21 protein-coding genes are annotated in these 19,510 nt (G+C 56.5%); 19 read left to right on the plus strand and 2 right to left on the minus strand.

Features of this window, described 5'->3' with window-relative positions; translation table 11 throughout:
* The first annotated feature begins 7 nt into the window (after positions 1-7).
* From HU767_RS00465 to HU767_RS00515, 10 genes are all read left to right on the plus strand, one after another.
* Positions 8-262 (plus strand): EscS/YscS/HrcS family type III secretion system export apparatus protein, encoded by a 255-nt coding sequence (locus tag HU767_RS00465; protein ID WP_186705287.1) that lies wholly within the window; start codon positions 8-10, stop codon positions 260-262.
* Positions 263-266: 4 nt separating this feature from the next.
* On the plus strand, positions 267-1,055 hold the full coding sequence (gene sctT, locus HU767_RS00470) for a type III secretion system export apparatus subunit SctT (protein WP_186728171.1): 789 nt from the start codon (positions 267-269) through the stop codon (positions 1,053-1,055).
* A complete protein-coding gene (locus tag HU767_RS00475) occupies positions 1,042-2,079 on the plus strand; it encodes an EscU/YscU/HrcU family type III secretion system export apparatus switch protein (protein ID WP_186705285.1) in 1,038 nt (345 codons plus the stop codon). Before sctT ends, HU767_RS00475 begins: the two co-directional genes overlap by 14 nt.
* Positions 2,080-2,431: 352 nt before the next feature.
* Complete coding sequence (sicA, locus tag HU767_RS00480) at positions 2,432-2,914, plus strand: type III secretion system translocator chaperone SicA (protein WP_186705284.1); 483 nt, start codon at positions 2,432-2,434, stop codon at positions 2,912-2,914.
* Between the two features lie 2 nt (positions 2,915-2,916).
* A complete protein-coding gene (gene sctE, locus HU767_RS00485; protein ID WP_186728173.1) occupies positions 2,917-4,686 on the plus strand; it encodes a type III secretion system translocon subunit SctE in 1,770 nt (589 codons plus the stop codon).
* Positions 4,687-4,710: 24 nt separating this feature from the next.
* The gene (locus tag HU767_RS28710; RefSeq protein WP_238349386.1) at positions 4,711-6,084 is read left to right on the plus strand and encodes an IpaC/SipC family type III secretion system effector; all 1,374 of its coding nucleotides are present in this window, start codon (positions 4,711-4,713) and stop codon (positions 6,082-6,084) included.
* A gap of 13 nt (positions 6,085-6,097) precedes the next feature.
* Positions 6,098-7,204 carry an IpaD/SipD/SspD family type III secretion system needle tip protein gene (locus HU767_RS00500; RefSeq protein WP_186728174.1) on the plus strand — a complete coding sequence of 369 codons (1,107 nt, stop codon included), beginning with the start codon at positions 6,098-6,100 and terminating at the stop codon, positions 7,202-7,204.
* A gap of 53 nt (positions 7,205-7,257) precedes the next feature.
* Positions 7,258-7,542, plus strand: coding sequence for a phosphopantetheine-binding protein (locus tag HU767_RS00505; protein WP_238349387.1), 285 nt, complete (start codon positions 7,258-7,260; stop codon positions 7,540-7,542).
* A 45-nt stretch (positions 7,543-7,587) separates the two neighbouring features.
* On the plus strand, positions 7,588-9,708 hold the full coding sequence (locus HU767_RS00510; protein ID WP_186728175.1) for a hypothetical protein: 2,121 nt from the start codon (positions 7,588-7,590) through the stop codon (positions 9,706-9,708).
* Positions 9,709-9,976: 268 nt separating this feature from the next.
* A complete protein-coding gene (locus tag HU767_RS00515; RefSeq protein ID WP_238349388.1) occupies positions 9,977-10,159 on the plus strand; it encodes a hypothetical protein in 183 nt (60 codons plus the stop codon).
* Positions 10,160-10,319: 160 nt separating this feature from the next.
* On the opposite strand, the gene HU767_RS00520 is transcribed toward HU767_RS00515, so the two are convergent.
* Complete coding sequence (locus HU767_RS00520; RefSeq protein WP_186728176.1) at positions 10,320-11,294, minus strand: zeta toxin family protein; 975 nt, start codon at positions 11,292-11,294, stop codon at positions 10,320-10,322.
* 469 nt (positions 11,295-11,763) lie between these two features.
* Between HU767_RS00520 and HU767_RS00525 the strand changes: the two genes are divergently transcribed.
* The 9 genes from HU767_RS00525 to HU767_RS00565 all read left to right on the plus strand — a co-directional run bounded on the left by HU767_RS00525 (position 11,764) and on the right by HU767_RS00565 (position 17,793).
* Positions 11,764-13,023, plus strand: a complete 1,260-nt coding sequence (locus HU767_RS00525; RefSeq protein WP_186728178.1) for a winged helix-turn-helix domain-containing protein — start codon at positions 11,764-11,766, stop codon at positions 13,021-13,023.
* Positions 13,020-13,484: a transglycosylase SLT domain-containing protein gene (locus tag HU767_RS00530; RefSeq protein WP_272971642.1), complete on the plus strand. Its 465-nt coding sequence runs from the start codon at positions 13,020-13,022 to the stop codon at positions 13,482-13,484. Before HU767_RS00525 ends, HU767_RS00530 begins: the two co-directional genes overlap by 4 nt.
* Before the next feature lie 114 nt (positions 13,485-13,598).
* Complete coding sequence (locus HU767_RS00535) at positions 13,599-14,780, plus strand: PrgH/EprH family type III secretion apparatus protein (protein ID WP_186728179.1); 1,182 nt, start codon at positions 13,599-13,601, stop codon at positions 14,778-14,780.
* Between the two features lie 3 nt (positions 14,781-14,783).
* Positions 14,784-15,047, plus strand: a complete 264-nt coding sequence (gene sctF / locus HU767_RS00540; protein ID WP_186705277.1) for a type III secretion system needle filament subunit SctF — start codon at positions 14,784-14,786, stop codon at positions 15,045-15,047.
* Positions 15,048-15,106: 59 nt separating this feature from the next.
* Complete coding sequence (gene sctI / locus HU767_RS00545; RefSeq protein WP_186705276.1) at positions 15,107-15,415, plus strand: type III secretion system inner rod subunit SctI; 309 nt, start codon at positions 15,107-15,109, stop codon at positions 15,413-15,415.
* On the plus strand, positions 15,412-16,134 hold the full coding sequence (locus tag HU767_RS00550; protein ID WP_186705275.1) for an EscJ/YscJ/HrcJ family type III secretion inner membrane ring protein: 723 nt from the start codon (positions 15,412-15,414) through the stop codon (positions 16,132-16,134). The genes sctI and HU767_RS00550 overlap by 4 nt, the downstream gene beginning before the upstream one ends.
* Positions 16,121-16,687: a secretion system protein gene (locus HU767_RS00555; protein ID WP_186728180.1), complete on the plus strand. Its 567-nt coding sequence runs from the start codon at positions 16,121-16,123 to the stop codon at positions 16,685-16,687. The genes HU767_RS00550 and HU767_RS00555 overlap by 14 nt, the downstream gene beginning before the upstream one ends.
* Positions 16,659-17,366: an oxygen-regulated invasion protein OrgB gene (locus tag HU767_RS00560; RefSeq protein WP_186728182.1), complete on the plus strand. Its 708-nt coding sequence runs from the start codon at positions 16,659-16,661 to the stop codon at positions 17,364-17,366. Before HU767_RS00555 ends, HU767_RS00560 begins: the two co-directional genes overlap by 29 nt.
* Before the next feature lie 4 nt (positions 17,367-17,370).
* Positions 17,371-17,793: a hypothetical protein gene (locus tag HU767_RS00565; RefSeq protein WP_186728280.1), complete on the plus strand. Its 423-nt coding sequence runs from the start codon at positions 17,371-17,373 to the stop codon at positions 17,791-17,793.
* Positions 17,794-17,970: 177 nt separating this feature from the next.
* On the opposite strand, the gene HU767_RS00570 is transcribed toward HU767_RS00565, so the two are convergent.
* The gene (locus HU767_RS00570) at positions 17,971-19,449 is read right to left on the minus strand and encodes a hypothetical protein (RefSeq protein WP_238349391.1); all 1,479 of its coding nucleotides are present in this window, start codon (positions 19,447-19,449) and stop codon (positions 17,971-17,973) included.
* Positions 19,450-19,510: the final 61 nt, after the last annotated feature.

Here is a 19,510-nt window from a genome sequence, read left to right on the forward strand (position 1 = left end):
TGCACCGATGAACGATCTGGTCTATGCCGGCAACAAAACCCTGTACCTGATCCTGCTGATGGTGGCCTGGCCAATCATCGCCGCCACGGTGGTCGGCCTGGTGGTCGGGTTGATCCAGACCGTGACCCAGTTGCAGGAACAGACGCTGCCGTTTGGTTTCAAGCTGCTGGCGGTGGCGGCGTGCCTGTTCCTGCTTTCGGGATGGTACGGCGAAACCTTGCTGGATTTCAGTCGTGAAGTCATTCGCCTGGCGTTGAGTTAGGCCGATGTCGGTGGCGTTGTTTTTCGAGCTGTATGCCTGGTTCGCTGCGGCGGTGTTGGGCGTGGCGCGTCTGGCGCCGATTTTCTTCATGTTGCCGTTTCTCAATAGCAGCGTGCTGACCGGTGTCACGCGCCAGGCGGTGATTGTGCTGGTGGCGCTGGGCTTCTGGCGCTACGTCGGCGTGCTTACGCCAGCCCTCGACAGCGTGGCGTTCCTCGGCCTGGTGCTGCGTGAGGCGGGTATTGGTGTGCTGCTGGGCGTGCTGCTGGGCTGGCCGTTCTGGGTGCTGCATGCCATGGGCAACCTGATCGACAACCAGCGCGGCGCCATGCTCAGCAGCACGGTGGACCCGGCCAACGGTGTCGACACCTCGGAGCTGGCGAATTTTCTCCAGTTGTTTGCCGCGGCGGTGTATCTCGAAGGTGGCGGCCTGTTGTTGATGCTCGAAACCGTCGGCCACAGTTATCGCCTTTGCGCGCCAGCGAGCAGTTGTGAGCTGCACCTGCCTGCACTCTATTCATTGCTCGATGCGCTGGTGAGCAAGACCCTGGTCATCAGCGCGCCGGTGGTGGCGACCTTGCTGGTCAGCGAGGCGTTGCTCGGCTTGCTCTCGCGCTATGCGCCGCAGATGAACGCTTTCTCGGTGTCGCTGACGGTCAAGAGCCTGGTGGCGTTGGTGGTGCTGATGCTGTATTTCGGCGTGCACCTGCCCGATGAAGTTCTGCGCATGGGCATGATGTCCGACGGCTTGGCGAAGTATTTGGGCGGGGAGGAGGCTGATGTCATCCACTAGCGCCTCGAAGACTGAAAAACCCACCGCCAAACGCCTCAGGGATGCCGCGCGCAAAGGGCAGACGTTCAAGGCCAAGGACCTGGTGATCACCTGCCTGACCCTGTGTGGCATCACCTACATGGTCTTCAACAGCTCGCTGGTCGAAGTCATGGAGGTCTACCGGCGCATCATCGCCAGCGATTTTGACGCCGACCTGCAAGCCTATTCGGCGATGCTGGTGCTGGTCGGCCTCGAGGCGTTGCTGCCGTTGTTGCTGGTGTGCGTGCTGACCAGTGCCTTGCCGGCCTTGCTGCAAAGCGGTTTTACCTTGGCCAGTGAAGCGTTGAAGCTGAATCTGGGGGCGTTGAACCCGGTCAATGGCTTCAAGAAGCTGTTCAGCCTGCGCACGGTCAAGGACACGCTCAAGGCGCTGCTGTACCTGGGCAGCTTCGCCATGGCGCTGTGGATCGTCTGGATCACCCAGCGCCAGTTGCTGTTCGCCCAATTGTTCGCCGAGGCACCGGCGCTGTTCGCGATCTGGGGGCGTTTGTTGCTGGTGTTGGTGCTGGCATTCCTCGTTTGCGTGCTGCTGATCGTCGTGCTCGATGCCCTCAGCGAATACTGGTTGTTCATGAAAGACCAGATGATGGACAAGGATTCGGTCAAGCGCGAACACAAGGAGCAGGACGGCAACCCGCAGATCAAGGGCCGTCGTCGCGACCTGCACATGGAGCTGTTGTCGGAACAGGTCAAGTCCGATGTGCGCAGCTCGCGGATGATCATCGCCAACCCGACCCACATCGCCATCGGCGTGTATTTCCGCCCGGAAATCACCTTGCTGCCATTTATCTCCCTGATGGAAACCAACCAGCGCGCCCTGGCGGTTCGGGCGTACGCCAAGGAGGTAGGCGTGCCGGTGGTTAACGACGTCGCCTTGGCTCGGCGGATCTTCAAGACCCACCAGCGCTACAGCTTTCTCCAGGTGCAGGAAATCGAGGAAGTACTGCGCCTACTGATTTGGCTTGAGCAAGTCGAGCAGGCGTGAGGCCAGGCAAAGCCAGGCACAGTCTTTGTGGCCAGGGAGGAGGGCTGTGCGACTCCGCTCGATTGAAGGGCCCATCACTTGTGCCTGGCACCTGACCCTGTGGCGAGGGAGCTTGCTCCCGCTGGGCCGGGCTGGCGCTCCAGCGCGCAGCGGCCCCAAAGGCTGGCGACGCGGTGTTTCAGGTGGATTGAGTGGCGTTTTGGAGGGGCTGCTGCGCAGCCCAGCGGGAGCAAGCTCCCTCGCCACAAAAGCAGCCTCGTCATGGCATGAGCGCAATTTGGCAGCGGCCCTGCCGGCGTTTTGGCCCAATGCACCGGTCAGCGACGCTGACGTTTTTTCAGGAGTGTGGCTGATGAGTCGTGATAACAAACAAGACGAGCAGGTGGCCCTGGACGTCGTCGATGCAGTGCTCGGTGGGGCGGCGTTGAAAGACGTGCAAGGCCTCAGTGACGAGCACATGGACGGTCTCTATGCCTTCGCCTTCCAGTTCTACGAACAGGGGCGGCTGGACGATGCCGAGAAGTTCTTCCACTTCCTGTGCATCTACGACTTCTACAACAGCCATTACTGGATGGGACTGGCTGCAGTGCATCAGCTCAAGCAAAACCACCAGAAAGCAATCGACCTGTATGCCATCGCTTTCGCCCAAGGCAAGAACGACTACCGACCGATGTTGTACACCGGCCAATGTCACTTGGCCCTGGGCAAGGTCGGCAAGGCCCGGTTGTGTTTCGAGTATGTGCTTGAGCAAGCCACGCAAGACGATCTGCGCGAGCAAGCCAAGGTGTATCTCGACACCCTGGCCCACATGGAACAGCACTGTTCGGAGGACTGAACATGAGTGAAATAAGGACTGCTTTCAACCCGGCGCTTCACGGCGCGATGAGCCGCAGCGAAGCCTTTGAAAAATACGGCGCGGCGGCCAGCAAGGCCGCCAGGACCGCGGATTTTCAGGAGGCCGGCCAGAAAGCGCTGGCGGACCTGATGTCAGTGAAATACGAAGGCCACGACGGCCCGTCCGCCGCCAGTACCGGTCGGCCCGCATTGCACCCGCCAGCGCCGCGCGCCGATGGCAATAAACAGGAAACCAGCGGCGATCTGTTCACGTTATTGATGGCGATGATCAGCGAGCTGATCGGCGAGGTCGACGTCAAGAAACTGAAAAATCGCCTGGCGATGCTGCAGAGCATGGCTGGCGCCAAGCAACAGGCCCATGAAAATCTCTCGGCTGAATACACCGCTGCCGTCCAGGCGATGGAGGCCGCCGAGGGCAATGTCGGCAGCAGCCAGGAACACCTCGAACAACTGCGCGATCGGGTCTTGCACTTCCAGGGACTGCTGGATGAAAGCGAGGCGCGGCTGGCGCAACTGGACCCTCAATCGCCTGAATATGCACAGGAACTGGCCCGTCGCGACCAGCTAAAAGGCGAAGTGGCGAGCCATACCCAAGCCTTCAATGTGGCGACCGACGCGCATCTGAAGCTGATCGAAGTTGCCAATGCCTGTGCCAAGGCCGTGGGCACGGTATTCGCGAAAGTGGTCGCGTTCAGCGTGAATAGTTCGACACCCAAGCCAACCGATGAAAAGGCCCTCAGCAGCAGCGCGCTGGCGCTGTTGAACCGCTTGAAAATCATCGAGCTGCTCGGCGAATCGGCGCAGAACAAGGAGGAACTCAGCCAAGAGCTGTTCCAGGAACTGCAAGCCAGGCTTCAGGCACACATGGAGCGTGAGTCGGAAAAATACCTGGAAGAAGTCCGCAAGGCCGAGGCTCTGCAAAAGACCATGGGCTGCATCGGCAAGATCGTCGGGGCGATCCTGACGGTCGCGACCATCGTCGCCGGGGTCCTGACCGCCAATCCGGTGCTCATTGCGGTAGGCGTGATCGGCGCGGCGGTGATGATTGCCGACTCGGTGATCCAGGACAAAACCGGTGTGTCGTTCATGGCTGAAGCCATGAAGCCCCTGACCATCGTCATGCAAGAAGCCATCAAGCTGTTCACCGAGATCTACACCAAATTGCTGATCGGCCTGGGTGTGGATGAAGACACGGCCAAGAAAATCGCCCAGATCGCCGGCATGATCCAAGGCATCGCTTCGACCTTGGCGGCTGTCGTGTTGTTGGCGATGGTCGGGGTGCAAGTGATCGGGCCGATGGTCAGTGCCGTCGCCTCGAAACTGGCTTCGGTGGTCGCCCAAGCCACGCCCGCCGCGATGCAAGCGATGAAGCAAGTGGCAACCTCGGTCGGCAACACGTTGACCCAGATGCTCACCCAATTGCGCGGCTTCATCACCAATGGCGCTGATCCAGTATTGCTGGCGCGTTACGCCGCCAACCTGGAGATCGCCCAGGCCGTCACCGAGTTCGGCAATGTGGCGGTGCAGGGCGGGCTGCAAATCAAGAGCAGCTGGCACCAGGCCCAGGCGGCCGTGCTCCTGGCCGATGTGCGGGTAAGCATGACCATCAGTGAGGAGATCAGCGCCTACCTGACCCAGGTGGTCGAAAACTATGGGCAGGCGATGCAGGAGCGAACTCGCCAGATCGAGCATTTGTTTGCCGATATGCAACGCAGCCATTCCGTCAGCTTGCAGATGGTTCGGCATGTTTAACATTACTTTCGAAAGGTATGTCTGATGATCGCTATCGTTGCTACGAACCGGGGCATCCCTACCCTCATTGAACACGGTCGGAATAACAATACAGGGTTGAGCGAGTTGATCGCCCAAGACCTGGTTTCGAAGGATCGCATAAATAAAAGTCTTTCAAACGCTCCGATATTCGACACGATCACCGCAAGGCAGGTGCTCCAGAACGGCAATTTCACCGTGCCTTCGGCTGCGGAACTCGAACGTGCGATCGATGCGTATCAACCCACGGAATCGGATTGGGAAGACCTCGCTGAAGCCTTGTCGATGGTCAGCGATGAAGTACGTAACGACCTGGCCTTTGACCCGGGCGCCTGGGAGAAACACGCCAACGTGCTGGTGGCCGCGATCATCGCCCTGAACATCGCACGGGTCGCCAATGCACAACTGCGCGGCCACTTCAGCGTCATGGCCTCCGATGCGGCGAAGTCCCAAGGCGCGGCCATTATTGAGTCCGGCAAAGCGGCGCTGAACAGTGCCATCACCGCCGCAGTGGTGTCCGGTGCCATCGCCGGGTTCGCCATGGTCAAGACCTTCCAGGGCCAGAAGTTGAAGCACGCCGACATCGACCTGCACAAGCGTAACGCCATGGACGCTCGCAATATCGAACGCGGCCTCAAGGTTGAACGCAGTCGCGGCGAGTGGAATCCGCAGACCACCTACAAAATCAATACCCTTGACGATTTTGGCCGCCCGACGACAGTCGATTTCAAACTCAATGCCCCGTCCAGATCGCCCGAGGACCTGAAGTGGTTCGACAAGGAAATAGTCAAGGCGCAGGAGGTTGGTCGCAACGCCAAATGGCTGAGTGAAACAGATCCCCAGAACCGGCTGAACCTGCACAAGCCTAACGCCCTGCATGCCAAGAACATCGAGCGTGACCTCACGCTTGAGCGCAACCGCACTGACTGGAATTCGGACACCACCTATAAGATCAGGACGTTCGATGATTTCGGTCGTCCGACGCTGGTCGATTTCAAACCCAAGGGGGCGCCTCTGTCACCCAAGGATCAAGCCTGGTTCGACAAGGAAATTGCCAAAGTCCAAACAGTCAGTGAGACCTCCGACTGGCTGAGCCAGATGGGCAGCAAAGGCATCGAAAAGAAACTGGAAATCGGCCGCGCGCTCAATGCCATGTCGATGAGCATGAGCCAGGTGGTGGCGAACATCGTGCGCATGAACGAGCACGCCGCCCGGGAGAAAGAAATGCTGATGCAAAGCGCGCAGAACAGCCAGAAGAGCCTGAGTGACGAGATTGGCCAGAAAGACGCGGCCGAGGCGGCGTTGTTGCAGAAGCTGATGGAGATGGTGATGCAGCTGTTTCAATCGCGCAGTGATGTTATCCGCGCCATGACGGCGTAAAGGAGAGAGGTCTATGGAAATTACCCAATCGATTCGTTCGCCTATCGTATTGCTGCCGAACGTGGAGGCCATCACGGATACCGCGTCGCCTGTGGACGTACCCGCTGAGATTCAAACGGTCAGTTCCCTGACGAATCTACTCGATCGGTCCATGAACGCAATGAATCGCAGCCTGGGCCATTTGCTCAGGTGCCCGTCGATCATCGCCAAGCCTCTGGAAGGCACGGCCGCCGAGACCACAGCACAACACCTGATCGCGGAGTTCGTCGAACAGATCCACTCCAAGCGTGACCGAGCGCAAATGTGGGCCGGGCAGATGCGCCAATGCTGTGCGGTGATGACCCACAGCCAGAAAACAGGGCTCATGGATGAAAGCCAGCGCCAGCCGCTCAATGACGAACAAAGCAGGATCCTTCGCGCCCTCCAGGAACATCTGGAAGAGAAGAAGCCCCGTGAGATCGCGGAGGCTTTGGACGCGGCGATCAACTCATCGAATGACTTTTTTGACAAACTGCTCGAACTGATCGACCTGATCAAGAACAGTTACCTCGCAGGCTACGAGCACATCATTGCGGCCTATTCGGACTTCTTTTCCGACTTCAACACTGACATCACCGCGATGATGAAGGATTGGATCGTAGGGGCGAACGACGGCAAGGAGGTCAAGTTGAATGTGGGCGCGTTGCGCAATGCATTGGATAGACTGATCGCAAAGTATTCCCTACCCAACTCCGCTGCCATCCTCTTTCCAAAACCACCTGAAACAGGTGCCACTAAGGAAGAAGCAGAAAACTGGCTCAAGGCACTGGGCCTACCTGCGAGTTGCCTCAAGCAGAATCCCGCCCCGAACGGTCCTTGGTGTGTCGTCATCGACACCGGGCCACTGACAACGATGAAAAGTAGTCTGCCGTCGGGCGGCGGCACGGTGACCTGGGATACCGCCAAATTCAACGCCTGGCAAACCGGCTTCAACGCCCAGGAGGAACGCATGAAGAACATGCTGCAGTCGTTTACGCAGAAGTATTCGAACGCCAATTCTTATCATGACAATTTCAATAAGACGTTGTCGGCGCATTTGAATCAGTTTGCGGATATGTTGAGGGCGATGTTGAATTTTTGAATAAAATCAGAAATTAGCTAAGGGCTATGGTTGGTCTGTGAGCGTTCATCTACATGGCGGGGAAAATGCTTTTGGTGGGGTTCAGTGTTCGATTTGAAACAGAGGGGAAAGTCATTGAGCTTCTGTCGGACTATTTTTCGATAGATTATGGAGTGATTGTGCTCGGCTCAAGTTTAGTTGAGGACCTGTATGTGGATTCGATCGAGTTGTTGGAAATAGTGATGATGCTGAACGATGCGTTCGGTATCGTGCTACCCGAACGTGAGGTGGCAAACTTGAGGGTGGTGGATGATATTTGCTGTTTGGTTTGGGCTGAGCAGTCCTTGATTGACAACTGATTAACTTGCTTTGTGTATAAAAGGTAAATGGTTTAGGAGGGGGTGATGCGCATAGAGGCTGAAGTGATAAGTAGTGTGCCTCGTGTCGGTGTGGACGCCAAGGCTTCATTGTTGAAATCGGAGTTAATTGCGGTTTCCGCTTCAAATGCTGCTCCAGCTATTCATAAGGGCTGGGAGGCAGAGGATTATGTTTCTCTAAGCGAGTTGAGTCGAAGGGGAACTGGTCAGATTGAGGGTTCCGATCGCAGGCTGATTCCCAAAACTCATGATTGCTATGATTTGGCAAAGTTGTCTAGGATGCCAGAAATACCGAGGCCGTCAGAGAAGGCGGCAAAAAAATATAATAAGCCAACTGTTGGGTTGGTAGCTGATGAAAGTATAAGGTTGCGATTGGAGTTGTATAATAAGTCTTCGGTATTTGGCGGCGTTCCGGGTTTCATAGATGCGTTTTTAAGGGGGGAGCCCGGGGGGCGAACTGAAGGGTATCTACAGCGCCCGGAGCAATTTTGCACCACGTCATTTCACCCTCGATTGGGAGGGTTTATCATTTCACCTAATCAGAGCAATATACCGGAGAGAGGACAAAGCTATACGGATGATTCGGCAACTATTCTAGAGCGAACTCGAGGGAAAGCAGGGTTCGGGTTGGTCGCTTATTGGATACCTCCATGCACATACGAACGATACCCGATGTTTCAGAAATTATTTCCTGACACAGCGATTCCCGACAACGCTCCAGCTGTGGAGGCTTCAGATTCTACTAGCACTAATAGGCAAGAGAGACGTTCCACTCAAGAGTCAAATGAGACTTATAAGCTTCGGTCTGGAGTGGATTTTCTCTCCGTTCCGTTAAATCTTAGAAGGGAACATGTGCCCTTGTTAAAAGAGCTTAGGGAGCAGGCGATAGTTCATCTTGAGGAGCAGTATAAGTGCGATGCGGCAGTGGAGAATGTCGAAATTTATACACATGGTCCTTTTTATCTGAAAAATAGCTGCGGATTTCATGTTCATATCAGGGTTAATGTTCCGCAGCACCCCTTGGAAACGGATCTTCGTATATTTAATATTGATGATGTGGTTAAGGAGTTAGATGGTTGTGGGCGAATCAATTTTTCTGGGGGCGCTGAGGGTAGCTATTTAGAGTTTTCTGTTGAGGAAATGAAACTTAGCGGTTTGAAGTTTAAGGAGGTTCCCAATGTATGGGCTGAACCCGCCAAGGAAGAGCTCGGTGGGGAGCGAGGTCGCGTTTCATTGCGAGGGGTAGCTTCAGACAGTGGTACTTATAAAGTGCCTGAAAAGTCTGCAAAGAAATATGACCGTGACGAGGTGGGGCTTGTAGCTTTGCAAGCTTTGAAATTGCGGGTGGCACGGTATGGCGAAAATAAAGTAGTGCCGGATTTTGTTCACGAATTTCTGACTAATCCAGAAAGCAAAAAGGCGCAAAGTTTTTTTAAATGTCCTGAGCAGTTTGCCGCTACTCGGTTCTCTGAAGAGGTTGGTGGAATTTTCATAATGCCTAACTCAAAGCATATTCCTGGGAAATTTGAAGTTTTTCCTGAGCCTGGCTCTGTCAGGAAAGATACTTTGAATAAAGGAGGCTTTGCTTTGGTGGCTTACTGGGTGCCGCCGAAGGTCTATGAGGCTCAGTTGGTATTTGAAAAGCTGTTCAATATCAGTGGAAGTGCTGCCGAGGGTGACTGTTCGCGTAGGGAAACAATTGATGAGTACAAGACAAGAACAGGTTTAGGTCATATCAGCAATGCAATAGATGTAAAGAAAGCGCACTTGTCAATGTTGGAGGAGTTTAAGGTTGGTGCATTAGACTATCTCTTCAAGGTGTTTGAGGTGACCGATAAAGATAGAGTTGATTTTTATCTGCATAGTCCGATTTATGGGAATAAAACGGCAGGTCTCCATATTCATGTCCGGGTCAATCAGCGACTGCCGGCTGGCGAGTTAGATACCAATGCTCTAAAACTTGATACGCTGATATCGATTCTAAAAGATGAGGGTGTGAAGGACGATGATATTATGATGGCTGTTTTGGATTCGGTGCCCAAGACCAAATCAGGAAAGTACTTCATGTATACTGCTGCTTGGGGTAAAAAACAATTTGATGGAATAGACGTTGAATTCGTTGGTAATCCTTGGCGTCGTCCCAATTAATTATGTCAAAACTCGATGCGATGTAGTGATTTGCTCCTTGTGTCAACTGTGGGTAGCGGTCCGCTGAAGATGGTTGTGCGGGCGGGTAAAATACATGCTTGAAGAGTATTCCTACGGCTTTTGTTGTGTTTTCGTCATGCTGCGGGCTTTTTATCCTACGGCATGCTCTGACTCAACTTCCTATAGTCACGCAGCTCGCCATCGCGAGCCTGTGCCCGCCACAGGCTCAATCGCGCTTCAGTAACTTTCTATAGAGAAGTCTCAACGTATGGACAGTGCAACTGATCAAACCCCAGCCAAGTTATTCGTTTTTGACCACTGGCTACTGCAAAGCGACGGAACGCTGATGCGAGATGGACAAGGAGTTCATGTTCCACCCAAAAAATTGCACGTGCTGCAACCTGCTGCTGAAGTCGGCGAGTGCAGTCGTGAGCAGGGAAAAGCTGCGTGAAGTGTATCGAATAAACATGCAGCTCAAGTCGAAGGCATAAATTAAAAAGCACCAAAGCGTGATTTTTATCGGGTCACCGATTTTTTGAGTCTCCAACGAAGGGGATAACAAATATCGGTGACTTTTCAGATGTTAAATGATAGGCAGTGTGGAGTGGTATTTATTGTCTCAGTTCTGGATTGCTGTAATTTAAGTTGAAGCTGACGGCATTTGACAGGTTTTCAAATAACTTGGCATGATTGTGCTGAGTGTCTTGTCTTCCTGTCTCAATTGCCTTCACAATTTCTTTAGGTGAAATGGCTGTAGTGGATTGGTAATAAGAGTGCCCATTTCTTCCGCGAACTATTATCTCGTCCAAATCAGAGGAGAGTTCTTCATACCTTTCCGGATTAGTAAGGCTTTGATAGGCGTCTTCATGATATGCCGCAGGCGTTCTTCTTGCTCCTCCAGATGGAGGTTCTCCCAAGTTTATATCTTTTAATGCTGACTCATACCTTGAGAGTATCCCTACGTTACTGGTGGCCTTGTCGACAGCGAGAACTGTTAGGGACGTACGAAAACCGTTTTCTTTGCAAGCCTTCACCAACGTAAGCATTTCTGTGCCGTTTCCTTGTATCGATGCTTGCGTTACCATGTTTAGCCTGTTTTCAAATCCATATTTTCTTAGTCCGTCTTCCAAATAGCGTGCTGCTTCCTTACAGCCAGGTACAGTGCCTGGATAACCCTTTGATGATTTTTCTGTATATCCCGGTATATACTGTTTTAGTTCGTCATAGTCGATAATTAGGCAGTCGCCTTTAAGCTCGGTGGAAATGTTGTTTGTAATCGTTGATTTCCCCGCTCCCATTTGACCGGTTATGATGTGCACTACCGGCTCTTCTTTTGGGCTTGCATTTCCTGCAAGCTGATTTGTAACCTCGACTAACAGCAGCCTTTTTTCTTCCTGATTCAGCGGTTCAAGTTTCCTGGGGTCCGTTGGAGTCGCTACTTGCCGAAGTTCATGAAAGCTATTACTTCGATTTAATGTAGATACGAGCGCTCCAGGCAATCTGTTGTTTACTTGTTGCTCCAGATTCCCCCCTGCAATCGATCTGATGGTTGCCGGTGCGCTGACTGGCCCCAAAAAAACACCCATAGCTTTCGCCTCATTCTTAAAAGTGATTGGAACAACTTTATCGGTTGTCAGTATTTTTCAGAGTTTTCTTGGAAATGCTTTTGCATATTGAAATAAAGGGCGCGAGCCGCGCATTCAAAAAAAGCTCATCGTCGTTGCGGTGCGTCATTTTTTTAGTTTGTTATCGCTGATCGGTTGCGCTGTTTCCTCCGTATAAAAGTCTGCGTTAATGATGGTTGGTTTTCAGCTGGAAAATGGATATCGAGGGTAAATATCGTCAGGGGTGGCAGGGAAATCGGATAACTATTTAAACTAGAGGGGATGTGAATATTCCTACGGTGTTTGTCGTGTTATCGTCGGAGCGCTAGGTAATTTTCCTGCGGAATTCGCCCACACATCTTCCTATAGTCACGCAGCTCACCATCCTGAGCCTGTGCCCGCCACAGGCTCAATCGCGCTTCAGTAACTTTCTATAGAGAAATCTCAACGTATGGACAGTGCAACTGATCAAACCCCAGTCAAGTCATTCGTTTTTGACCACTGGCTACTGCAAAGCGACGGAACGCTGATGCGAGATGGACAAGGAGTTCATGTTCCACCCAAAGAATTGCACGTGCTGCGCCTGTTGTTGAAATCGGCGGGCACGGTCGTGAGTAAGGATTATCTGCTGGACCAGGTCTGGCCCAGGATGGATGCGGCGGAGGAGTCGTTGACCCGGTGTGTCTACGCGTTGCGCAAGTTGTTCAAGGAGAACAAGGATTACATCGCCACGGTGTATGGCCAGGGCTATCGGTTCACCGGTTCCGTGGTCGAGCTCGACGTGGCGAGCCAGGCGAGGGCGGTGGCACCGTCGTTGGCGGTGTTGCCTTTGCGCAATCTGGACGAGATCGCCGCGCTGGATCTACAAGACCTGATGATCCGCCAGCTGACCACGGCGTTCGGTGAGGCGTTGCATGTCATCCCCTCGGGGCTGATCGCGGCCAGCGGTGTATCGGACGATGTGCGGGCGTTGGCCGGGCGGTTGTCGGCGGATTATTGCTTGAACGGGCGTTTTATCGGTGCGGGCGGGTTGCAACACTGGTCGGTCGAGCTGATTTGTGGCCGCGATCAATCTCTGCTGCATGGGCAGACGCTGGATGCCTGTGATCTTGGGGAGGCGCTGGGTGTGTTGACGAGGCTGGTGGCCCAGCGTGTACCCGGGTTGCGTCCTGTCGGTGATCGCTGCGGGTCCTATTCGGCGGCGGTGGCCTATCTCAACGGGTTGTGCAGCGTGCAGCAGCACACGGCGCAAAGCCTGCGCGATGCCCTTGTATTGTTCAGGCAGTGTTTGAAACTCGACGCCGGGTACGCGCCGCCCTGGTGTGGCTTGGCGGATGTGTGGCTGGGGCGGGTGATGATGGGCCTGGGCGACCCGGTACGGGCAATTGAAGAGGCGAATTCGGCGGTGTCCAGTGCGTTGATGCTGGACCCCGGCAGCATTCCGGCATTGACGCGTTTGGCGTTGCTCACCAGTTTGCGTGGCTGCGAGCAGGCGGCCCAGGTGTTGTTCCGGCGCTGCCTGCTGTCGGCCGATCAGGTCGACGTGCTGTACTTTCATGCTTGGCATCACTGGTTCTGGCGGCGCAACGAGCAGGCGCTGCAGATACTCGAACAATGCCTGGAACATGATCCGGACTGTGTCCGGGCGCAGATCCTGCGGGTGCGCGTTCACGAGCAACTGACGTGGATCGGCGAGAGGCGCCTGGCATGAAGCGGCGCCGGAAAACCTGGCTGTGCCTGCCGGTGTATCTTGGCCTGGGATTCGGCATGGCCCAGGCGCACGCCTGGTGCTGGAACAAGGCGGGGCAGATGCATGCCATCGAACCCGAACTGCTCCAAGCGATTGCCGATGTCGAATCAGGCCTGCGCCCTGACGCCATCAATCACAACCGCAACGGCACCCGCGATATCGGGCTGATGCAGATCAACAGCATTCATCTGTCACGCCTCAGTACCGAGGGGATTACCGAGCAGCGCCTGCTGGATGAGCCTTGCCTGTCGGTGGAAGTCGGTGCGTCGGTGCTCGCCGGATTTATCGCCCGCTATGGCTATAACTGGACGGCAGTCGGTGCTTATAACGCCGGCAACTCGCCCCATCGCCAGGCTGCGCGGCTGCGCTATGCGCGCAAGGTCTGGCAACGCTACCAGGTCATCACTCGGCGGCGAGAGTGACGGTGTCAGGGATTCTGATCCTATGCCACCACGCAATCGACAGAATTGGATCAGGAATCCCGCGACCGCCCCCTCTAACCTACCTGCTCATTCGACCTTCCTGGAGTTTGGACGGTGACAGTCCCGACGGCCCCCCCATTACAGCCCTGCGTCCTGCGGATCCTCAACGGTCCGTTGCAGGGCTGCGAGTTTCCGCTTGGCGAGGGCACGACCCTGTTCGTCGTCGGGGCCGTGGCGATGTGGGGGGATGGCGCACGTGCCGCCAGCGTTCCGGCGGATGCCATTTTTATTCCCCTGGAGGAAAGCGGCTGCAACTTCGAGGTGCTGGCCGACCAAGCCACGCCGGACGGTGTGCCGGTGCGTTTGCTCGGTGACTCGGTCGAAATGCGCCACTGTGCGTTCCAGGCCAGGGTGCCGCTTGGCGGGTTGCAAGTGGCGCTGCGCCCTGGGGATCAACCCTGGACGCCCGAATGCCTCGCTCAGCCACAGGACACCCCACGCGCTGGTGGCGCTGCCATCCGTTGGCCTGACGCCCGTTGGACCCGATGGGGCGGCGGTGCCCTGGCGCTGGTTGCGTTGGTCGTGGCGGTCAGCATTGGCTCGATGCCGGGGCCGGCGCCTGAAACCGATATTCGAGCCCTGATCGCCGGCGCCAGTGCGCCGGTCCAGGTGCTGCGCGGTCGTGACGATGGGGTTTATGTCTTCGTGTCTTCGGAGCGCGATGCCGGTTGGAGCCGACAGGTGCTGGCGCGGCATGCCAGCCTGCACGGCAAGGTCCTGCTGCCGGATCAGGAACGGCGTCGGCTGGAGCAAGTACTGGTTGATCACGATCCGCAATTGGCCTGGCATTTTCTCGATCTCAAGGAACCGTCGCAGCCGCGCCTGCTGCTCAGCGCCCAACGCAACCTGCTGACGCCCGACCAGCAGGCCAAGCTGCTCGATGCGCTGCTCGCGGCGGCGCCTTATGCCCGCGACGTAGTGGTGCAGATGCAGGACGACGCGCTGCTCGCCGACCTTGCGCAGGGCGGTTTGCAGCGTCTTGCGCTGACGTTCAGCCGGGTCGAACACACGGATGCTGTCTCGTACGCCATCGGCGGCAATCTGCAGGACGTCGAGCTGGCCGCTGCGCGCCAGTACGTCGAAGATTTCTACCGGCAGTGGGGTGATCGCTACGTGCACTTCACGGTCGAGCTCAGGGACGACGCGCTCAAGGGCAAGTCGTTCCAAACCGGCCCGCAGGGCTACGTCAAGACGAGCCCTTCGTCCTGGCTTTTTTCCGATAAGCAAAATAGGTGACTCATGGCTGGTATCCCGCCCTTCCTTCCCGAATTTCCTGACGACTTTCTCGGCGAACAAGCCGCTGCGTTCGAGCGTGGCGCCCAAGGTCTGAAGGAGGCCCTGGATCATGCGCTGGATGAGCTCAAGCTCGACGCCTCGGACCCTGGAAAACTGGCGGCGTACCAGACCGCGTTCTCCTCCTACACGGTATTTCGCAACGCCCAGACCAACACGATCAAGGGCTTCAAGGATATCGACATGGCGATCATCCAGGCTGCGCGCTGACGCTTTCCCTTTCGACCGGCCATCGCTCATGAAGATGGCCATTTTCATGAGTGCATTGTATGTCCATCCAGAGTCTTGACCTGTCGCTTATCCAGCGGTCTGCCTTCATTGAACTGCGTGGCCCGCAGGAAGGTCCGGTCGTTTCACTTGAATCGCGATTGATCGAAGCGTTTGCCGGTTCGGCAGTCGATAGCCAACAGGAGGTCTCGGCGATCGATCAGTTGTTGCAGCGCCCGGACATCACCGACCCTGAAGTACTGGCGCAGCTGCAGGAACTGACGGGGCAATACAACGTGGATATCAACTTGCTCAACGTGCTGGTGCGCAAAGCCGTGGGCACGGCAGAAACCCTGTTGCGGGCATCATGAAGACGAGCGTCCTGGTGCTGCTGTTGTGCCTGGCGCTGGCGGGGTGTCGCCAGCCGAACCTGCTGGAAGGGCTGGATCAGCAGCAGGCCAACGAAGTGCTGTCGGTGTTGCAACGCAACAACATTGCGGCGGTGAAAGTCGACACCGGTAAAACCGGTTATGCGGTAAAAATCGACGCCCTCGATTTTTCCGCGGCGGTCGATCTGCTCAATCTTTATTCGTTGCCTTCCCGGCCGCGCTTGCAAGTGTCCGAGATGTTTCCTGCCGATTCCCTGGTGGCTTCGCCCCGCGCGGAAAAAGCCCGGTTGTATTCGGCGCTGGAGCAGCGCATCGAACAGTCGCTGGGTGTGCTCGAAGGCGTGGTGTCGGCTCGGGTCCATGTCAGTTATGACCTGGATGCCGGCGAGGGCGGGCGCAAGTCGCCGCCTGTCCATCTCTCGGCGGTGGTGCTGCATGAGCGCGATGTCGAACCGCAGTTGCTGATCACCGACATCAAGCGTTTTCTCAAGAACAGTTTCGCGACGGTGGAGTACGAAAACGTCTCGGTGGTGCTGTCCAAGCGCTCGGCGACCCAGCATGTCGCGCCGTCGGTGGCTGTGACGCGGGGGCATTCGCCGTGGCCTTGGTGGTTGGCGGCGATCAGCGCGGTGCTGTTGGCCGGTGGCGGCGCTTGGGTCTATCGCCAGTCAAGCGCAGGGCGGCGTGATGTCGGAGCTTGAGTTGCTGGAGCGAATTCTCGTCGAGCCCTTGGGGTATCTGCACCCCCAGCGTCTGGTTGTACCGGCGGGATTCGACGGAATCGAAGCCCATGCCGTGCTCAACCGCATCCTGCTCGAAGGGCTGGAACTGCAAGGCCCGTGGCCTTCGATGCCGTTGAGCGGCGTGGCGAAACAATGGGTTCGCCACTGGCGGCAACTGCCTTATATCGCCCTGTTGATGGGCGCTTATCGCCTGATGCCCGACCTGGCGCGCGGCGCGGTGCTGCTGGGCTTGCCCGGGGCGGTTCGCCGGTTCGCCAGCTTCAACCTGGGGCCGCGAGGTGGCCTGCCGATCGAGCGCGCTAAGGTTTCAGTGGAGCAGGTCGAAGCGGCCGGCCTCAATGCGTTGTGGAGCTGGAGCGAGCATGTTCCTCGTCCGTTACTCGAACGCCTGGAATTGCAATTTTCCGAATCGGTTGTTCGCATGCACCGGCAATGGTCGGTCACCCAACCTGATCCCACCCTGTTCTTTTTGGCGGTGCAGCATGCTCGACTCCATCCGAACCCTGACTGATTTGCCCATGGGCGATGACGTGCGCCTGGCTCGCGAAGACATCGCTGCCGCGCGGGGTCGTCATCGCTTGCAGCTGGAGGCCCAGCGCCGTGCACGGGAGTGTGTCCAGCAAGCGCACTGCGACGCGCAGGCGGTGCATGCGCAAGCGTTTCAACAGGGCTACGCCGAAGGCATCCTGCGGGCGAGCGAGCATCTGGCCGACGCTTTGCTGAGGACGCAAACCTTCGGGCTGCAATTGCGCAACGACCTGGCCCGGGCCGCCGGTGATCTGCTCGGGCAAACCTTGAATCGCCCGGAGTGGCTGGATGAAATGCTGGAACGCTGGCTGGCTGGGCAGCCGGGCGACTCGGGCGCGGTACTGCACCTGTTGCTGCCGCTGCATTGTCGCCCGCGTGGCCCTGCGCTGCGCGAAACCCTGGGCCGATGCTGGACCGGCGAGCTGATTGTGGAATATCACCCGCAGGATCGCTATGTGCTGCGGCTGGCGGATCAACTGTTGGAATTCGATGTCGAGGCGAGCCGGGAGCGGCTGGTACCCCGGTTGCTGGCGAGCCTCGCCAACCTGCCGGAGACGGTGCGCTTGTTGGATCAGGCCTCAAGGCAGGCGCTGGCGGACGTGTACGCAAGCTTCACCGATTTCGCGCCAACCGACCCTGCCGAGCTTCGCCATGAAGATTGAACCCATGATGGTTTCCAGCCTGTTCGATCACGACGTGAATGAGTCGGTCCAGACCCTGGAATCGCGGCTGCTGGCGGCCCGCGAGCAAGCACCTGACAGCAAACGCCCCGATCCCGAGTTTGAGCATTTGTATCAATTGCTGCTGGCGATGGAGGGGCAGGGGGAAAAGGCGATTCATGAATTCCTCCGTACGTTGCGCGGGCCGGATGGCACAACGGCGGCGTACCCCACCGCCCAGGCGTTGATGGCGATCACCTTGCAGGTCTTGGTGCGATTGAAGGACGAGGGGTTGGAAAAGTCGCAGATCTTCAAGGAAATCAGCGGTGCCAATGGGTTGGCGTTCGCGATGGATGTTTTCGTCAAGGGTTTTATGCGGGAGGTGTTCCAGCCGATGGGGGATGAGGTTTGGGAGAAGAGTGAGTGGTGAAGGCGGCAAAATGGGCGATGCCCACCTGGTAAAGGAAGAGAAGGTAAACAGTGATTTCGTGGCGAGGGAGCTTGCTCCCGCTGGGGCGCGAAGCGGCCCTTTCTTGGGGCTGCTGCGCAGCCCAGCGGGAGCAAGCTCCCTCGCCACGGTTAGGCGTATTCCAGGCAAGCCGATGAGTCAGGCGTTTGCTGCGGGAGTGGTGCGTGCGTTGACGTAAGCCGTGCCGGGACGTACCGCGAACACGACGGCGGCGACTAGCGCGTTGGCAATATGGTCGACCATTTCTTTTGAGATGGGCAAAGTTGAAAAGTATCGGGATGCCGAGGTGACGACGGCCACGATTATCTGGCCGATGGAGGTTCGTATCGCATTGGTGGACAGGAGCTGATCTTTCACCTGCTCGACAGAGGGTATTCGTAATTCCAAGGGCTTGACACGAAAGGCTTCTTCAGACGGATCCTTTTTCAAGGCGTGCATTGCTGTGCCCATGAGCAGTTGCCCGGCGACGTCGGCCCCGGCGTTGTAGACGCCCCGTAATAAATCGTCTCCTAGTTCCGGGGCCAGGGATTCGACAATTTGCTCGGCCCGGGCCTCAGCCGACAGATTTGGATCATGCGGCGTATTGGCCTGTTGTTCCATCCAGGCCCACAGTTGAAAGGTAAAGCCTTCCGTTTCTGACGATGGAGGCTTGTTACCTTGGGCCATGGCATACCCGGCACCTGAGTGTGGGGCGGTGTAGTTCATGCCGGTAAAGGACAGGAACTGGAGCATACCGTTCAGCACGCCTGCTGCCGCCGTGCCGCTGGGGTTGGGTTTTGTATTGTCGCCGGTGGGACAAAACAGGCTCACCAGATCCTGGGCAAACGTATAGAACAACATGGCCGAGCCGGAGGATGCCAATGCTGGCAGTGCGGAGGGCGCCGCTATGGCAGCGACCAGAGCCAAGGTTGACATTCCGAGAGTGATGGCGCGCGCCAGGCGCGTTTCGGCGTTTGCGGTTCCCTTGCACTCGTCCCGAATCGCACCGAGGATGTTCAGCAGTGGCCCGATGCACTGGGTAACCCCGCCCATCACGCTGCGTGTCAGCGGCGAAGCGGCATTGGATTGGAGGGTTTTTTCCAGGATGAACCCGGACAGTTGCCTGATCACCGTAAGGGCACCGGTGACCAGGCCGGTGCGTAGGCCGGAAATGGTCAAGTTGCTCGCCCAGCGTCCGAGATTGCCTTCGAATTCGTTGTTGGCCAGTTTGCCTAGGCAATCACTGATCCAATTAAGGATGGTCAGGGCGCGTTGTATGAATGTGTCGGAATCTGACGAATGCTTTGAGCCTTCGAACATCTCCATATCAATCACGAAATCTTCATCGTATGTCTCCTTTAGGATTTCCCTAAAGGCTGTATAAGCGTGCAAGTCGGCTTGATCTTCTCGCTCTGTAATGATTGTCTTGAATGCTTCCTCAACCCCCTTCAGTCCAAACCTCAACTGTTCCGACGAAAGCGGGCTTCTCTGCTCGGCTGGGATGATGTCATCGAGCATCTCGATAATGGTATCGGTTGGCCCCCTCTCAAAGTCGATGACCGTGTCCGGTTTATGGGCGCGAACGGAGTCGTTTGGAATGGGTTGCGTTATAGATGCGCCTAAAGATGAGACAGACATTTTTTGATCCTGCGTGACGAAGGGCTACTGGGTTGCTGCCATTGCAGCTGCATCGGTCTTT

The sequence above is a fragment of the Pseudomonas sp. SWRI179 genome, assembly GCF_014268705.1.
Taxonomy (GTDB): Bacteria; Pseudomonadota; Gammaproteobacteria; order Pseudomonadales; family Pseudomonadaceae; genus Aquipseudomonas; species Aquipseudomonas zanjanensis.

Coding starts and splice junctions, on each gene's coding strand:
- sctE (WP_186728173.1), top strand. CDS start 2,917: ATGAGTGAAATAAGGACTGCTTTCAACCCGGCGCTTCACGGCGCGATG.
- HU767_RS00475 (WP_186705285.1), top strand. CDS start 1,042: ATGTCATCCACTAGCGCCTCGAAGACTGAAAAACCCACCGCCAAACGC.
- HU767_RS00570 (WP_238349391.1), bottom strand. CDS start 19,449: ATGTCTGTCTCATCTTTAGGCGCATCTATAACGCAACCCATTCCAAAC.
- HU767_RS00515 (WP_238349388.1), top strand. CDS start 9,977: ATGGACAGTGCAACTGATCAAACCCCAGCCAAGTTATTCGTTTTTGAC.
- sctI (WP_186705276.1), top strand. CDS start 15,107: ATGTCCATCCAGAGTCTTGACCTGTCGCTTATCCAGCGGTCTGCCTTC.
- HU767_RS00550 (WP_186705275.1), top strand. CDS start 15,412: ATGAAGACGAGCGTCCTGGTGCTGCTGTTGTGCCTGGCGCTGGCGGGG.
- sicA (WP_186705284.1), top strand. CDS start 2,432: ATGAGTCGTGATAACAAACAAGACGAGCAGGTGGCCCTGGACGTCGTC.
- HU767_RS00465 (WP_186705287.1), top strand. CDS start 8: ATGAACGATCTGGTCTATGCCGGCAACAAAACCCTGTACCTGATCCTG.
- HU767_RS00505 (WP_238349387.1), top strand. CDS start 7,258: ATGGCGGGGAAAATGCTTTTGGTGGGGTTCAGTGTTCGATTTGAAACA.
- HU767_RS00530 (WP_272971642.1), top strand. CDS start 13,020: ATGAAGCGGCGCCGGAAAACCTGGCTGTGCCTGCCGGTGTATCTTGGC.
- sctT (WP_186728171.1), top strand. CDS start 267: ATGTCGGTGGCGTTGTTTTTCGAGCTGTATGCCTGGTTCGCTGCGGCG.
- HU767_RS00520 (WP_186728176.1), bottom strand. CDS start 11,294: ATGGGTGTTTTTTTGGGGCCAGTCAGCGCACCGGCAACCATCAGATCG.
- HU767_RS00500 (WP_186728174.1), top strand. CDS start 6,098: ATGGAAATTACCCAATCGATTCGTTCGCCTATCGTATTGCTGCCGAAC.
- HU767_RS00510 (WP_186728175.1), top strand. CDS start 7,588: ATGCGCATAGAGGCTGAAGTGATAAGTAGTGTGCCTCGTGTCGGTGTG.
- HU767_RS00525 (WP_186728178.1), top strand. CDS start 11,764: ATGGACAGTGCAACTGATCAAACCCCAGTCAAGTCATTCGTTTTTGAC.
- HU767_RS28710 (WP_238349386.1), top strand. CDS start 4,711: ATGATCGCTATCGTTGCTACGAACCGGGGCATCCCTACCCTCATTGAA.
- HU767_RS00565 (WP_186728280.1), top strand. CDS start 17,371: ATGATGGTTTCCAGCCTGTTCGATCACGACGTGAATGAGTCGGTCCAG.
- HU767_RS00555 (WP_186728180.1), top strand. CDS start 16,121: ATGTCGGAGCTTGAGTTGCTGGAGCGAATTCTCGTCGAGCCCTTGGGG.
- HU767_RS00560 (WP_186728182.1), top strand. CDS start 16,659: ATGCTCGACTCCATCCGAACCCTGACTGATTTGCCCATGGGCGATGAC.
- sctF (WP_186705277.1), top strand. CDS start 14,784: ATGGCTGGTATCCCGCCCTTCCTTCCCGAATTTCCTGACGACTTTCTC.